The 14896-nt window shown below is 72.5% G+C and carries 11 protein-coding genes and 1 tRNA gene; 7 read left to right on the top strand and 5 right to left on the bottom strand.

Annotated features, from left to right (window positions below):
- Positions 1–412: 412 nt before the first annotated feature.
- Positions 413–1408 carry a dTDP-glucose 4,6-dehydratase gene (rfbB, locus tag ACH4E7_RS13090; RefSeq protein ID WP_396249126.1) on the top strand — a complete coding sequence of 332 codons (996 nt, stop codon included), beginning with the start codon at positions 413–415 and terminating at the stop codon, positions 1406–1408.
- Between the two features lie 136 nt (positions 1409–1544).
- On the opposite strand, the gene ACH4E7_RS13085 is transcribed toward rfbB, so the two are convergent.
- The 3 genes from ACH4E7_RS13085 to ACH4E7_RS13075 all read right to left on the bottom strand — a co-directional run bounded on the left by ACH4E7_RS13085 (position 1545) and on the right by ACH4E7_RS13075 (position 3823).
- Positions 1545–2132 carry an NADPH-dependent FMN reductase gene (locus ACH4E7_RS13085; protein ID WP_396249125.1) on the bottom strand — a complete coding sequence of 196 codons (588 nt, stop codon included), beginning with the start codon at positions 2130–2132 and terminating at the stop codon, positions 1545–1547.
- A gap of 105 nt (positions 2133–2237) precedes the next feature.
- Positions 2238–2408, bottom strand: a complete 171-nt coding sequence (locus ACH4E7_RS13080; RefSeq protein WP_396249369.1) for a zinc-binding dehydrogenase — start codon at positions 2406–2408, stop codon at positions 2238–2240.
- Between the two features lie 467 nt (positions 2409–2875).
- Positions 2876–3823 (bottom strand): ScbA/BarX family gamma-butyrolactone biosynthesis protein, encoded by a 948-nt coding sequence (locus ACH4E7_RS13075; RefSeq protein WP_396249124.1) that lies wholly within the window; start codon positions 3821–3823, stop codon positions 2876–2878.
- Between the two features lie 316 nt (positions 3824–4139).
- Between ACH4E7_RS13075 and ACH4E7_RS13070 the strand changes: the two genes are divergently transcribed.
- From ACH4E7_RS13070 to ACH4E7_RS13060, 3 genes are all read left to right on the top strand, one after another.
- Positions 4140–4772, top strand: a complete 633-nt coding sequence (locus tag ACH4E7_RS13070; protein WP_396249123.1) for a ScbR family autoregulator-binding transcription factor — start codon at positions 4140–4142, stop codon at positions 4770–4772.
- Positions 4773–4954: 182 nt separating this feature from the next.
- Entirely contained in the window at positions 4955–6490 is a 1536-nt protein-coding gene (locus tag ACH4E7_RS13065; protein WP_396249122.1) for an ATP-binding protein, read from the top strand.
- Positions 6487–6975, top strand: a complete 489-nt coding sequence (locus ACH4E7_RS13060) for a GerMN domain-containing protein (RefSeq protein WP_396249121.1) — start codon at positions 6487–6489, stop codon at positions 6973–6975. The genes ACH4E7_RS13065 and ACH4E7_RS13060 overlap by 4 nt, the downstream gene beginning before the upstream one ends.
- An 84-nt stretch (positions 6976–7059) precedes the next feature.
- On the opposite strand, the gene ACH4E7_RS13055 is transcribed toward ACH4E7_RS13060, so the two are convergent.
- Together ACH4E7_RS13055 and ACH4E7_RS13050 are read right to left on the bottom strand one after the other, a co-directional pair.
- On the bottom strand, positions 7060–9213 hold the full coding sequence (locus ACH4E7_RS13055) for a serine/threonine-protein kinase (RefSeq protein ID WP_396249120.1): 2154 nt from the start codon (positions 9211–9213) through the stop codon (positions 7060–7062).
- 79 nt (positions 9214–9292) lie between these two features.
- A tRNA-Leu gene (locus ACH4E7_RS13050) sits at positions 9293–9376 on the bottom strand.
- 304 nt (positions 9377–9680) lie between these two features.
- Between ACH4E7_RS13050 and ACH4E7_RS13045 the strand changes: the two genes are divergently transcribed.
- The 3 genes from ACH4E7_RS13045 to ACH4E7_RS13035 are packed head-to-tail and all read left to right on the top strand — an operon-like array spanning position 9681 to position 14894.
- Positions 9681–12707: a LodA/GoxA family CTQ-dependent oxidase gene (locus tag ACH4E7_RS13045; protein ID WP_396249119.1), complete on the top strand. Its 3027-nt coding sequence runs from the start codon at positions 9681–9683 to the stop codon at positions 12705–12707.
- Positions 12704–13816 carry a tryptophan 7-halogenase gene (locus ACH4E7_RS13040; RefSeq protein ID WP_396249118.1) on the top strand — a complete coding sequence of 371 codons (1113 nt, stop codon included), beginning with the start codon at positions 12704–12706 and terminating at the stop codon, positions 13814–13816. Before ACH4E7_RS13045 ends, ACH4E7_RS13040 begins: the two co-directional genes overlap by 4 nt.
- 37 nt (positions 13817–13853) lie before the next feature.
- A complete protein-coding gene (locus ACH4E7_RS13035; RefSeq protein WP_396249117.1) occupies positions 13854–14894 on the top strand; it encodes a hypothetical protein in 1041 nt (346 codons plus the stop codon).
- Positions 14895–14896: the final 2 nt, after the last annotated feature.

Here is a 14896-nt window from a genome sequence, read left to right as displayed (position 1 = left end):
TCGGCCGAGGCCGAGGCCGTGGCCCTGTGCCTGCCGGCCCTGCCCCCGGACGAGCGGGCCGAGTTGCTCGCCCGGCCGCCCGGGGCGGCGCGGCAGGCACTGTTCGGCCGGCTCCGGACCCGTACGGAGGCCCACCTCAAGGGTCCGGGCACCGGGCTGCACCGCACGCCGACCACCTGGGCGTCGACCCCGCCCGGCACCCGGGCGGCTGGACGGTGGCGGGCATCCCGTGCGATCCCGGCCACGCCGCCTCGGCGGCCGTGCGCGGCGCCCCGCCGGCCACCGCGCAGGTCCGCCGGTGGCCGGAGTCCTGGCTCACGGCCGCCGAGCAGCCCTTCCCCATCACCGCAGGAGTCCCCATGACACGACGGACATCGCCAACCACCGCCCCCACCGGACCGAAGGCGGCCGCATGAGACTGCTGGTCACCGGCGGCGCCGGGTTCATCGGCTCGCACTTCGTCCGCACCCTGCTCGACGGCGGCTACCCGGGCCACGAGGCCTCCCGGGTCACCGTCCTCGACAAGCTCACCTACGCCGGCAACCGGGACAACCTGCCCGCGTCCCACCCCCGGCTGGACTTCGTCCGCGGCGACATCTGCGACCCGGAGCTGCTGGCCGGCCTGCTGCCCGGGCACGACGCGGTCGTGCACTTCGCCGCCGAGTCGCACGTGGACCGCTCGGTCCGCTCGGCCGCCGAGTTCGTCCGGACCAATGTGCTCGGCACCCAGACCCTGCTGGACGCCTGCCTCACGGCCGGGGTCCGGCGCTTCGTCCACATCTCGACCGACGAGGTCTACGGTTCGATCGCCGCGGGCACCTGGACCGAGGAGTGGCCGCTGCTGCCCAACTCCCCGTACGCCGCCTCCAAGGCCTCCTCCGACCTGATCGTCCGCTCCTACCACCGCACCCACGGCCTGAACGTGTCGATCACCCGCTGCTCCAACAACTACGGGCCGTACCAGCACCCGGAGAAGCTGATCCCGCTGTTCACCACCAACCTGCTGGAGGGCCGGCCCGTCCCGCTGTACGGCGACGGGCTCAACGTCCGCGAGTGGCTGCACGTCGACGACCACTGCCGGGCGATCGCCCTGGTGCTCGACCGGGGCCGCCCGGGCGAGGTCTACAACGTCGGCGGCGGCGACGAGCGGACCAACCGGGCCGTCACCGAGCGGCTGCTCGACCTGTGCGGCGCCGACCGGTCGAGCGTGCGCCGGGTGGCCGACCGCAAGGGCCACGACCTGCGCTACGCCCTGGACGAGACGAAGATCCGCGAGGAGCTGGGCTACGCCCCGCGGATCCCCTTCGAACAGGGCCTCGCCGACACCGTCGCCTGGTACCGCGACAACCCCGGCTGGTGGAAGGCCGTCAAGTCGGCCCGACCCGTCGAGGAAGGCGACGACCGATGAACGACCACAAGGGCCGATACTCGACTACTCGACGAGACCGCCGCGTACCACCAGGACCTGAGGTGTCGTCGAGGTTGATCCCCGCATGCCCCTTCACGGTCTCCAGGACCGGCTGGTCGGCCGAGTGCTCACGGCCTCAGCCCTCGTAGGGACGGGCGGCGCGCCCCTCGCGCAGGGTCAGGCCCCACCAGGCGAGCTGGTCGAGCAGCACGGTGGCGGCCTTGCCCGCGCCGTCGGCGTCCTCGGGGCGCCCCTGCTCGTCGAACTTCTCCCAGGCCATGTGGAAGCTGACGGTGTCCCGCAGGGTGACGGCGTGCAGCTCGGCGAAGACCTGGCGCAGCTGCTCGACGGCCCGCTGGCCGCCGACCATGCCGCCGTAGGAGACGAAGCCGACCGGCTTGGCCCGCCACTCCCGGTAGACGTAGTCGATGGCGAGCTTCAGGGAGGCCGGGTAGCCGTGGTTGTACTCGGGGGTGATGACGACGAACCCGTCGAGGCCCTCGATCCGCTGGGCCAGGGTGAGGGCGCCCGGTTGCGGCTCACTGGCGTCCAGGGTGAGCTTCAGCTCCTCGACCAGGGCGGGCTCGGACAGGTCGATGACATGGACCTCCATGTCATCGCGCCCGCCGATCTCGGAGAGGAACCACTGGGCGACCTTGTCGGCGAAGCGGCCGGTGCGGACGCTGCCGATGATGACGCCGATCTTGAGCGGGTTGCTGGCCATGGGGACTCCTGATGTGTGACGGATGGGGGTAGGGGGTGGAGCAAGGAGGTCGGCCCCCGGGACGCGACGTCGGGCAGCGCCCCGGGGTGCCCGGGAGGGGGTGGCTCAGCCGACGATCAGGACGATCTTTCCGCGGCCGTGGCCGGTCTCCAGCTCGCGGTGGGCCTCGGCGGCCTGGGCCAGCGGGAGGGTCTTGCGGATGTGGACGGTGAGCTTGCCGTCGGCGACCAGGGCGGCCAGCTCGGCGAGCCGCTGCGGGGAGCGCCGGCTGCCGATCCAGCGCCCTCGCCCGGGCCGGGCCGGGGCGTCGGCAGCTCCATCAGCTCCAGGACCTCGGGGCCTCCGAACGCGCGGAATGCGACAGCTCTCAAGGCAACTCCCTCGTACGGAAACGGAATTGGTGTCAGAGCCCCTTGCCGGGGGCGGTAAGGCGAAGATAAAACCTCAAGTCGACTTGAGGTCAACCCGGCGGCCCGAAACTCTTCCCCGATGGCCGGATCCCGACAGCCGCACCCCCGGCGGAGCGGCAGCGGGCCGACGCCGCGTCAGAAGCGGCGCGACGCCTCCGGCTCCGAGGACGGCGTCCTCGGCGACCAGGGCCGCGGCGCCGCGGGCGTTGACCGCCTCGTCGGCCTCGGCGGCGCCGCCGATCCGTGCGGCGCAGTGGATCAGGACGGTGGGACCATCGCCGGTCTCTCGGTGCTCTGGTACCGGTGGTTCGGGGGGTGGCGGGCTCGGAATCCTCAGGGCCGCACGGTGAGTTCGGCGGTGAAGACGGTCTCCTGCGACTGGCTGCCGGTCACCCGCACCCGGACGTCGCCGTCGGGGCCGGCCGGCGCCGGGTGGGCCTCGATCCAGCAGGGGGTGTCCAGTTCGGCGTAGCGGGCGAACTCGCTGCGCACGCCGAGCACGAGGGCGTCGGGCAGCCCGGTGGAGGCGTGCGCGGCCTGCCGGGCGGCTTCCAGCAGCACCATGCCCGGCACATGGTCGACGGGGTGGTCGAAGTAGGTCGGGTGGGCGGTGTCGACCCGCAGTTCCCAGCGGTTCCGGCCGCCTTCCTCGGGCTCGGCGAGCACGACGTGCCGGGGGCTGCTGTGCCCGACCGCCGCCGGGGCGAGGGCCGGGGGCGTGGCGCACGGGGCCGGGGTGGGCCGGTCGCCGCGCAGCCGCCGGAAGACGTCCGGGCTCATGCACCGGTACGCGGCGGAGGCGTCGGCGAGCGCCCTGCCGTCGCGCAGCACGGTGACGTCGTAGCGCATGCCCGCGAACCGGCCTGCCTTGCCGCCGAGTTCGCGGCAGACGGTGCGCAGTTCGATCTCGGTGGGGGTGGGGCCCGCGAGGAGCAGTTCGGGCTCGGCGGTCACCGAGAGGTCGGTCATCAGGAACTGGTGGCCGAAGGGCACGGCGAACTCGGCGTGGGCGAGTAGGGATCCGATCTGGCGCACGGACTCCATGAGCAGCATCGGGTCCTGGTGGACGCCCTCGCGGGCGAAGAGCGCATGGCTGCGCGGCCATTGGGCGGTGACGGTGAAGGCGTGCTCGCGCTTCGCCCCCTCGCCTTCGGCGGTGGCCGTCCAGCCGGTCAGCAGGACCTCCGAGACCGCGGCCCGGTGCACGTATTCGCGCGGGACGGTCGTGGTCAGCTTGGGCTCGCGTATGTGGGGGATGGTGCGACCGGCGACGTACGGCATGGACAGCGCTCCTGTCAGTTCCTGGGCAGGGGGAAGCGAGCCGTGACGTCGTCGAAATTCCCCCGCGGCCGACGCGTTGCACTCCTTAAGATACAGACATGTCAGTCCGGAATTTCAAGTACGGATTTACTCTTCCTTTGCGACTGGCCCCATCGCGCTATAGGTCCACGCCCTGACCGGATTCAGTCGACTTCCGCCGCTTCGCCCGCCTTCCGGCCCGAACCATGCAGGACTGCACGTAACGTGGGTCCTTGCCGTCCGCAGGGCTGGCCTTGTATACAAACAAGTCTATTCATTAGGCGTGAAGGATTCGGCAATGGCCCAGCAGGAACGCGGCAGGAAGTCCAAGCGCTCGATCCTCGAAGCCGCCGCCCGCGTCTTCGACGAACGGGGCTACGACGCCGCGAGCACCAACGAGATCCTCGCGCGCACCGGGCTGACACGTGGCTCGATGTACCACCACTTCCCCTCCAAGGAGGCCATCGCCCTGGCGCTGCTGGACGCCCACGGCGAGGCCCTGGCGGTGATCGACCACCCGGTGAAGGTCCAGTCCGTCATCGACCTGACCCTGACCTTCGCCGAACGGCTGCTGCACGACGCGGTGTTGCGGGCCAGCCTGCGGCTGACCATCGAGCGGACGTCCCTGCCCTGTCCGCCGCAGACCGCCTACGAGCAGTCCACCCGGACCATCCTGGCGCTGCTGCGCCAGGCCCAGGAGCAGGGCGAGATCCTGCCGGGCACCGATCTGCAGGAGGCCGCCGAGACCATCGTCGGCTCGTTCACCGGCCTGCAGATCATGTCCCAGGCCTACACCGGCCGGGAGGACCTGGCCGACCGGGTCACCGCCTTCTGGCGCTTCATGCTGCCCGGCCTGGTCACCCCCGGACTGATCGGCCGGTTGCGCATCACCCCGCCGCCGGTGGTCCCGCCGGTCGCCGACGCCGACTGACCGGCCGGCCTCACCGCGGCCCGCGACACCGGCCCCCACCACACCCCCACCCCGCACCACTCCCCGCACGACCCCCCGGGGCGCGTTTCCTCAGGTCAAGGCCCGATACTGGCTGCCATGGCACGGGCACTGCTGATCGATGACGACTCCGCACGCGGTTTCGGCTACCGTTTCGGACCGCTGTGACCATCGCCGACACCCCCGCTCCCCCACCCGAGCGCCCCAAGCCACACCCGGACCCGCACCCGCCCCGCCTGGTCCGCCTTCGCCGCGCCGTCGCCGGGCTGCGCCCGCGGCTGGTGGTCGCCTTCGTCGCCGTCGCCGCCCTGAGCGCCCTGGCCACCGCCGTGCTCACCTACCGGGCCGCGACCACCTCCACCCTGGACCTGACCAAGGACACCGCCCTGGACGAGCTGCGCCGCCGCATCGACATCCTCGCGCCGGCCCTGCCCTTCCCGCCGAACCAGAGCGAACTGGACCACCTGGCGAGCCAGTTGTCCGGCACCGGCGGCTTCCGTGACTGGCGCGTGCTGGCCTCCTACGGCACCGGCGCAGGCGCCGAGCACTCCCAGTGGACCCAGTCCGTGGCCGTCCCGCCCACCCTGGAGGCCACCGTCGGCCGCGGCCACGCCGCGTTCCAGCGCTTCACCGCGGGCGGCGACCACCCCTGGCTCGCCGTCGGCGTCCCCGTCACCTACGCCACCTCCGGCCCCGCCGGTCCGGCCGGCACCCCCTCCGGGCTGACCGTCTACGCCCTGCTGCCGCTCGACCGCGAGCAGAGCGCCGCCGACGCGCTGCTCGCCGGAGCCGCCGGGGCCGGGGTGCTGGTCGCGGTCCTGGCCGCCGGGCTGGCGCTGCTGGGAGCCCGCCAGGTCCTGCACCCGGTCCGGGCCCTGGGAGACGCCGCCCACGCCCTCGCCCAGGGCAAGCTGGACACCCGGCTGACCGTCACCGGGCACGACGAACTCGCCCAGCTCTCCAAGACCTTCAACCACACCGCCCGCACCCTCCAGGGCACCATCGAGGAGCTGCGCGCCGTCGAGTCCCAGGGCCGACGGTTCGCCGCCGACGTCTCGCACGAACTGCGCACCCCGCTGGCCGCGATGCTCGCCGTCACCGACATCCTCGACGAGGACGCCGAACAGCTCCCGCCCGACACCGCCGCCGCCCTGCGCATGGTCAGCAACGAGACGCTGCGCCTGACCCGGCTGGTCAACGACCTGATCGAGATCTCCCGCCTGGACGCCGGGGCCGCCCCGCTGCGCGCCGAGTCCATCGACGCGGCCACCGCCGTCCGGGAGACCCTCGACCTGCGCGGTTGGATCGACCGGGTCGAGCTGGAGCTGCCCGCCGCCCTGCCCGTACGGTTGGACCCGCGGCGCTTCGACGTCATCGTCGCCAACCTGGTCGGCAACGCCCTGCGGCACGGCCGCCCGCCCGTCCGGGTCGCCCTGCGCGGTTCGGACGACGACCTCGTGCTCACCGTCACGGACAGCGGTGCGGGCATCCCGCCCGCCGAACTCCCGCACCTGTTCGACCGGTTCTACAAGGCCGACAAGTCCCGCGCCCGCTCCGAGGGCAGCGGTCTCGGCCTCGCCATCGCCCAGGAGAACGCCCGGCTGCACGGCGGCGTCATCGAGGCCGCCAACTCACCCGGCGGCGGCGCGGTGTTCACCCTCCTCCTGCCCCGCGGCCTGGACACCGAGGAGGACCAGTGACCACCCGCCGACGCCTTCGCCTGGCCGGAGCCGCCACCGCGCTGCTGCTGGGCGCCTGCGGCTGCTCGATCTCCACCACCGGCCCGGTGCGCAGCGGCCAGCCGGCCACCGGCATCGACCCGGGCACCCGGCTGTACTTCCTCGACCAGCACGGCATCCGACTGGCCATCCGCTCCAGCGCCCAGCGCGAGGACCTCCAGCAGACCCTGAACACCCTGGTCGCCGGGCCCGACCAGGCGGAGAAGCGCTCCGGCCTCTACAGCGACCTCCCGCCGAACGGCCACGTCCAGGCCACCGTCACCCCCGACACGGTCACCCTGCGGCTGTCCTGGTCCGCCGCCTCGCTGTCCGCCCCCGCCGTCCAGCAGCTCGTCTGCACCGCCGAGGACGCCCCGACCGCCGGCCCCTCGCCGAGGATCGCGATCGTCAGCAGTGACGCCCCCTCCGCCATCCACCAGGAGTGCGACCTGCACCGCGCCGGCTGAGAGCCGGGAGCCGAGCGCCGAAGCAAGGCGACCGACTGTTCCACGGTGGTCAACCGGCGCGGCCCGCGCGACCCTGCTCCTCGATCACTTCGACCGCAGCCCGAGCAGAGTGGCCTGCACCTGCTGGGCCAGGGCCGGGGGAAGCGTGCCGTAGTTCAGGTTCTCGCCCTTCGCCTGGGCCGGACCACTGACCGCGTAGGACGCGAAGCTCGCCATGACGGCGGCGCCCCCGCCGTGCTCGCAGAAGTCGAGGTAGCCGAGCCCGACCAGGGGGTAGCCGTACTTGACGGGCCTCTGGTAGTCGAGCTTGACCGACAGCCTACTGCCCGAACTCTCCACCGTGCCCGCCGCGGCCATCGTATTGGCGCTCAGAACGGTGGGGGACGTGTCGTCGTCACCGCTCCGCACCCTGCCCCTTTGGAGGGTCCCGGCGTCCGGCAGCGGGACGACGCTGATCGACCATGCAGTGCTGCCGACGTAACCGGGGAGGCTCGACGAGCTCACGCCAGGCACGGTCGTCGCCACGGATACCCAGCTCGTACCCGGCTCGTACGGCCAATCGGCGGGCGCCGCCTTACCGAGGTACTGCTCGAAGATGAAGCTGGACCACGAGCGGTCGGAGGGGATCCGCACGTTGATCGGGGAGTTGGGCAGCTGCGCAGCCGGGTTGAGCGCCCTGATCGCCGGGTCGTTCCAGGTCTGGATCTTGCCCAGGAAGATCTTGGCGAGCGTCGAGGCGTCGAACAGCAGGTCGGACGCCCCGGGCACGTTGTAGACGACCGCGACCGGCAGCACCGTGACCGGGAGCTGGGCCATCTGGCCGCTGGCGCAGTGCTTGCCGTACGCGCTGGCCTGGCCCTCGGTCATCGCGACGTCCCGGGTGGCGGCGTCGAGGTCGCCGTTGGCGAACCGGTCCACGGCCATGCCGTCGAACGAGTCCGGGGCGGTGCCACCGGAGTAGTTCTTGAAGGTGAGCTGGTTGCTCGGGCAGGCCTTGTCGAAGTCCGTGGTCCACTGCTGGACGAGAGCGGCATCCGCCCCGTCCGCGCCGATCGTGACCTTGCCGGCGGGGCCGCAGGCGACGCCGTCGGCACCGGCCTGTCCGCTGTCCGGGCCCTGGCTCCGCCAGGCGAGGAAGCCCAGCGTGCCCGCCGTGGCGACCGCCACGGCGGCCAGTGCCGAGCCGATCAGCACGGCCTTGCGCCTGCGCGGACGCTCGGCAGGTGAGGGCGGAACCGGTGAGGGCGGAAGGTGCGGACGCACGGTCGGCGGCACCGGGCCCGTCGGGGCAACCCGCGTCGGCGTCGCCGGCGCGGGGACCGCCGTCACCTGGGCCGTTGGCGTGGGTGTCATCGGAGCTGGAGCCACCGGCCCCGTCCGCAGCTGGACCGTCCGCTCCCGCGCACCCCCCGCGACCATCGCCAACAACCCTTCCACCGTGGGCCGTTGCCCAGGCTCCTTGGCCAGACATCCGACGATCAGCGGACGCAGCTCCGCCGCGAGCCCGGTCAGGTCCGGCTCCTCGTACACCACCCGGAAGCCCACCGCGTGCGAGGAGTCCGCGCCGAACGGTCCGCGCCCGGTGGCCGCGAACGCCAGTACCGAGCCCAGCGCGAACACGTCCGTGGCCGACGTCGCCGAGCCGCTGCGGAACTGCTCGGGCGCCATGAACGGCGGGGTGCCGACGGCGACCCCGGTGCTGGTGAGCTGACTCTCGCCCAGGGCGCGGGCGATCCCGAAGTCGATGACGCGCGGGCCGTCCTCGGCGAGCAACACATTGCCGGGCTTGAGGTCGCGGTGCACCAAGCCGACTCGGTGGATCTCGCGCAGCGCCTCGGCCAGCCCGGCGGCCAACCGGCGCACCTCGGACGGGGTGAGCGGGCCCTGGCCGGAGACCCTCTCGCCCAGGGACGGGCCGGCGATGAAGAGCGTCGCCAGCCAGGGGGCCAGGGCGTCGGCGTCCGCGTCGAGCACGGGTGCGGTGAACGCGCCGCTGACCTTGCGCGCGGCCGTGACCTCCTGCCGGAACCGGGCCCGGAACTCGGCGTCCGCGGCCAGCTCGGGCCGGATCACCTTCACGGCCACCTGACGGCCGGACACCGACCGGGCACGGTAGACCACGCCCATCCCGCCCGCGCCGAGCCTGCCTTCCAGGACGTACCCGCCGATCTCCCGCGGATCGTTGTCCAACAAGGTCACGTGCAGCGCCCTCCCCCAGTCGTGTACGGCCGACCGCATGACCGGCCCAGCCTAGTCGGACAGGGGCGGCGGAAAACAAAGCGGCCGGTCGACTCGAAAGTCAACCGGCCGCTTTCTGTGCGCGAGGGGGGAGTTGAACCCCCACGCCCTTTCGGGCACTGGAACCTGAATCCAGCGCGTCTGCCTATTCCGCCACCCGCGCATCTGGGTGATGGGTTAAGCATAGACCATCTGGAGGGGTGCCTCTGACCACCCCGGAGCGACCGGCAGGCGACGCCGGTCACCGACGACGCTGCCACCCGCACCCGGCCCCGGGCGAGCGCTGCTGGCCGATTGGAGTGAGAGGCCGCGCACCGGGCCCGGTGCCTGCTCGTTTCGGGCGTAGTTCGCCGCGCCGCCCGTCGAAGGTCTGTGCACGCTTGACCAGGGTCCGGAAGCCCAGCACGGCGTCGACCGCACCGGTCCGCCGTCCCCCCGGCCCATCACCGCACCGACGGGAGCACAGCATGATCGGGATCCCCGAGCCCTTCGATGACGCCGCGGGGCCGCCGCCCCTGCCGGGTTGCGCCGAGGACGCGGCCGCCGCACTGAAGCAGATGTTCGTGGACCTGACCCAGGGCGTCCGGATGGCCCGCGGCCAGGACCCGGTCAAGCGGCCGGTGTTCCTCAAGCCGCACGGCGTCGCCCGCGGCACGCTCACGGTCGCCGACGACCTGCCGGCCGAGCTGCGCGTCGGCTTCCTGGAGGCCGCCCGCACCCGGCCCGGCGGCCTGGAGGCCTGGGTGCGGTTCTCCAGCGACACCGTGCCCGGCCAGCCCGACCTCAAGACCACCCTCGGCGTCGGCCTCAAGCTGTTCGGCGTGCCCGGCCCGAAGCTGCTGGAGGGCTACACCGAGGCCGACACCCAGGACCTGCTGCTGCAGAACCACGACGTCTTCTTCGTGGACACCGCCCAGGACATGTGCGAGTTCACCAAGGCCGGTGTCATCGACGGCAGTTACGACACGTACCTGGCAGCCCACCCGATCACCGCCAGGATCCTCGACGACATGGCCAAGTCCGAGGCCAGCGTGCTGACCGCCGTCTACTGGGGCGTGCTCCCCTACGCCTTCGGGCCCGATCGCTTCGTCAAGTACAAGCTGGTGCCCGCCGGTTGCGAGCCGGGCGACCCGTCCGCCACGCCGCCCGACGAGGACCCGACCTACCTCGCCGCCGACCTGGTCCACCGGCTCGGGGCCGGCCAGGCCGCCTTCGACCTGATGCTCCAGTTCCGCACCGACGACGAGAAGATGCCGCTGGACATGGCGACGGTGCGCTGGGAGGAGTCCGAGAGCCAGCCCGTGAAGGTGGCCCGGCTGACCCTCCAGCAGCAGGACGTCACCGCCCGCGGCCAGGCCGCGTACGGCGAGAACCTCTCCCTCAACCCCTGGCACGGCCTCGCCGAGCACCGCCCGATCGGCAGCATCTCCGACGTGCGCAGGACGGTCTACCTGGCCTCGGCCGAGCAGCGCCGGAACGTCAACGGCGTCCCGACGGCCGAGCCCGGCCCGGCCCGCCCGCAGCTCACCCCACCGCCGGCCCGCGACACCCGGATCGTCCGGGCCGTCGTGCACCCGGCGATCGGCGTGGCCCGGGTCGGCGACAGCATGATGGACGACTTCGTCCTCGCCCCCGAGGTCGACGACCCGCCCCCGCTGCCCGTCGGCAGCTACAAGGACGTCACCGGCGCCCTGAAGCGCCAGGCCGTCCGGTTCCGGGTCTACGGCTACAACGCCGCCGGCGAGCCGGTCGCCGAACTGACCGCCGACAACGCCGACCTGCGCTGGAAGGTGCACGTCGTCAACTCCAAGGCCGCCTGGTACCAGTTCCAGATCGCCCTGGACATCCCGGAGGCGGGCCAGGCCGACCCCAGCAATCTGCGCAACCCCAAGATCCAGGCCGACCAGCGCAAGGACCTCCTGGTCATCGACCCCGGCCCCCGCTGGGTGCGCGGCCGCAACCGCTCCGCCGATCCCCAGTACCGCTTCGACACCGGCACCTTCATGGGCAAGCCCGTCTACCTCGGCGAGCTGCGCACCGACGACAACGGCCGGCTGATCTTCCTCGGCGGCCGGGGCGTCTCGGCCTCGGCGACCGGCACCCCCGCCGACACCTTCGCCAACAACGACGGCTGGCACGACGACGTCTCCGACGGCCCGGTCACCGCCGAGGTGAGCATCGACGGACGCCCGATCCCGGTCGAACCGGCCTGGGTGGTGACGGCACCGCCCAACTACGCGCCCGAACTCGCCTCGGCGCGCACCATGTACGACCTGGTCCGGGACGCCTTCGTCACCGAGGGCCGCCTCCCCGAGCCGCCGCAGGTGTCGTTCACCAGGGACGTCCTGCCCGTGCTGCGCCGCCTGAGCGGCCTGCAGTGGGTCAACAAGGGCCTCGCCACCCAGTTCGGCTTCGACGGGCGCGAGGACCTCCTCGGCCGCGTCACGGAGTTGGCGGATCCGTCGGCGGTCCAGCGGGAGCTGCGCCGCCAGGTCTGGCTGGCCGTCCGCGACTACGACCGCGACGGCATCTCCCCGGTGCCCTGGCCGCCGGTCTACGGCGACGCGATGAACATCCCGCCCCAGACCGTACGGCAGCACGTGACGCTCTCCGCGCTCCAGTACCGGCTGCTCAAGCGGTGGGCCGACGGGGACTTCGTCGGCGACTACGATCCGCACGCCGCACCACCCGCCACCCTGGACGACGTCCCGTTCGCCGACCAGCCCGCCACCCTCGACCGCGCGGCCCTGTCCTTCTGCCTCGCCGACGCCTTCCACCCCGGCTGCGAACTCACCTGGCCGATGCGGCACACCACCATGTACACCACCCCCTTCCGGATCCGCCACCGCGACCCGCAGGTGCCCGAGCCCTCCTACGGCCCGACGCTCACCCCGGACATCGCGCTCGCCTTCGACGGCCCGATGTACGCCCAGGGGCCGGGCGACCTCACCCGGTGGATGGCGGTGCCCTGGCAGACCGACACCGCCAGCTGCCGGGCCGGCTACGAGTACGGCTCCGGGCTCGGCCCGTACGACCCGTACCTGCCCACCTTCTGGCCCGCCCGGGTGCCCAACCACGTGCTCGCGGAGGAGGACTACGAGGTCGTGCTCGACACGTCGCGGTCGATCGAGGATCGCCTCGCCGCGTTCAAGAAGCGGCGGACCTGGCTGCGCTGGCTGCCCTCCGACTACGTGGCCAACATCAACGCGATGGTGCGGGACTTCGGCAAACTCGGGGTTGTCGAGCGACGGCCCGGTCCCACGGACGATCCCCGGCTCCCGGCGGAGCTGCTGGTCGAGTCCGAGGTCAGCTTCCCGCGCGAGCCCGCCCCTCCGGCCGGGCGCAACCTGGTCACCGTGCACGTCGAGCTCGGTGCCGACCCGGTCCTGGGCGCGGCCGCCCTGGCATCGGCGGTCACCACGGCGGAGGAGCCCGACGAGGAGGTCTCGGTCGGCTTCATCGACAAGGTCAAGCGGCTCCGGCCGAGCCGGTGACCGCTCAGTCCTCGCCGCTCGCCGCCGTGGTGGCGGGCGGCGGTCCGGCGGGCGCCGTGGCGGCGCTCGTCCTGGCCCGGGCCGGCCACCGCGTCCACCTGCTGGACGACGGCGGCCCGGGCCAGGACGGGTTCAAGATCGGGGAGTTCCTGCCGCCGGCGGTTCGGCCGCTGCTGGCCGACCTCGGGTTGCTGGACGACTTCCTGGCCTCGGGACATCCGGTGTCCACGGGGACATACGCGGCGTGGGGCTCGGAGCGGCTGCACGGGCGCAGCCACCTGTTCGACCCGTACGGGCACGGCTGGCACCTCGACCGGCTGCGGTTCGACGCCTTCCTCAGGGACGCGGCCGTCGCGGCCGGCGCCGAGCTGCGGCAGGCCGGTGTGCTCGACCGGGTCGACGGCGGTCTCGTCGTCCGCGAGCGGGCCACCGGTGCGGTGCGGGAGGTGTCGGCCCGCTGGACGGTGGACGCGACCGGCCGACGCTGTGTCATCGGGCGGCGGCACGGGAGCCGGCGGCGGCAGGACCGACTGGTCGCCGCGTACGCGGTGTTCCCGGACGGCGATCCCGAGGCCAGGACCCTGGTGGAGGCGGTGGCGGACGGCTGGTGGTACACCACCCTCGTCCCGGCGGGGCGTCTGGTCGCCCATCTGACCGACGCCGACCTGGTGGACCCGTCGCTGCGCACTCCGCACGGTTTCCGCGAGGCGCTCGGCCGCACCGAGCACGTGCGGCGTCGGGTGGCCGGGCGAGGTCCGGGCGCAACTCCCGTGCCGCGCTGGGCTCCGGCCCACGGCCTGTGGCTGGAACCGTCGGCCGGGCCGGGCTGGGTGGCGGCCGGGGACGCGGCGCTCGCCTTCGACCCGCTGTCCTCGCAGGGCATCCTCATGGCGCTGCACACCGGTGCCCGGGCCGGACGGGCCGTGGCCGACTGTCTCGCCGACGAGGGGCGGACGGGCGCCGCGCTCGCCGACTACACAGCGTTCCTCAAGGGGATCGCGACGGCCTACCGAACTAACTATGCGTATGCGTACGGCCAGGAGCAACGTTGGCCCTTGAGCCCTTTCTGGGGTCGCCGCCGAACGGCGATCAGCCACCGAGCGACCTAGCCTGAAAGTGCCGGAACGTTCGTCCAAGGAGTCAGCCATGACTACTCCAACGGTCGCCGTGCTGGATGGTGTGGAGGTCACCCAGTCCATTCAGAACCTCCAGCACGACGTCGCCCTGGTCGCCGGAAAGGTCACCGTGATCCGCGCCTACGTGAACGGCGCGAGCGGCCCCGCCATCGGCGTGACCGGCACCGTGGCCCTGCTCCAGTCGCCCACTGATCCCCCGATCACCGTCACCTCGGCCAACATCGTCTCCCTCGATCCGAACGCGCCCAAGGACGTGCCCACCCGCCGGGCCGACGCCGGCCTGAGCCTCAATTTCATCGTGCCGGCCGCACTGACGGCCGCCGGAGGAATCATGGTGAGCGCGATCTCCCTGACCGACACCCTGACCGGTGCCGACGTCCCGTTCACCGGGCCCACCAGTGGCCCGGCGGTCTGGTTCCACGACTCCCCGCCGCTGCGGGTTCGGGTCCTGGGGCTGCGCTACACCCTGACGCCCCCGGGGAAACCCCCGGCCACCTACACCCCCCGGGCCATCGACTACAACTTCCTGATCAGCTGGCTCAAGCGCGCCTACCCGGTGGCCGAGGTCATCGAGGCACCACACGCCATCATCGACGTCACGACCATCAACGCCACGACCACCGACGTCAAGAACCACCCGCCTTTCCTGTGCACCGACACCAACGCCCAGCTCGCCGCCATCCGCGCGCTCGACATCAGCGCGGGCGGTGACCGGCGCACCCACTACATCGGCCAGGTCGCCGACGGCGGGTTCTTCATGCGCGGATGCTCCTCCGGCGTGCCGGACACACCCGACCCCACGACCGTCGCCTCCTCGCCCTGCGGCGCCGCCACCTGGCAGTGGGACTTCGACGGAAGCTACGCCGACTGGTACGGCGGGCACGAACTCGGCCACACCTACGGCCGCAAGCACCCGGGATTCTGCAGTGAATCGCCGGATGACCTGCAGAACTACCCGCAAGGCCGGGTAGTTAAGGATTTCGGCCGGGGTGCAAGGTGGGGGCCGCTGGTGTGGCGGCTGCCGTGTAGCGGCCCCTGCGGACCTTCTTGATC

It is taken from the genome of Kitasatospora sp. NPDC018058 (genome assembly GCF_044327205.1).
Taxonomy (GTDB): Bacteria; Actinomycetota; Actinomycetes; order Streptomycetales; family Streptomycetaceae; genus Kitasatospora.
This window is presented reverse-complemented; position numbering and strand designations above follow the sequence as displayed.

Excerpts from the sequence above, each read along its gene's own strand:
- ACH4E7_RS13055 (WP_396249120.1), bottom strand. The coding sequence starts at position 9,213 with ATGCGGTCGGCCGTACACGACTGGGGGAGGGCGCTGCACGTGACCTTG.
- ACH4E7_RS13045 (WP_396249119.1), top strand. The coding sequence starts at position 9,681 with ATGATCGGGATCCCCGAGCCCTTCGATGACGCCGCGGGGCCGCCGCCC.
- rfbB (WP_396249126.1), top strand. The coding sequence starts at position 413 with ATGAGACTGCTGGTCACCGGCGGCGCCGGGTTCATCGGCTCGCACTTC.
- ACH4E7_RS13075 (WP_396249124.1), bottom strand. The coding sequence starts at position 3,823 with ATGCCGTACGTCGCCGGTCGCACCATCCCCCACATACGCGAGCCCAAG.
- ACH4E7_RS13070 (WP_396249123.1), top strand. The coding sequence starts at position 4,140 with ATGGCCCAGCAGGAACGCGGCAGGAAGTCCAAGCGCTCGATCCTCGAA.
- ACH4E7_RS13085 (WP_396249125.1), bottom strand. The coding sequence starts at position 2,132 with ATGGCCAGCAACCCGCTCAAGATCGGCGTCATCATCGGCAGCGTCCGC.
- ACH4E7_RS13035 (WP_396249117.1), top strand. The coding sequence starts at position 13,854 with ATGACTACTCCAACGGTCGCCGTGCTGGATGGTGTGGAGGTCACCCAG.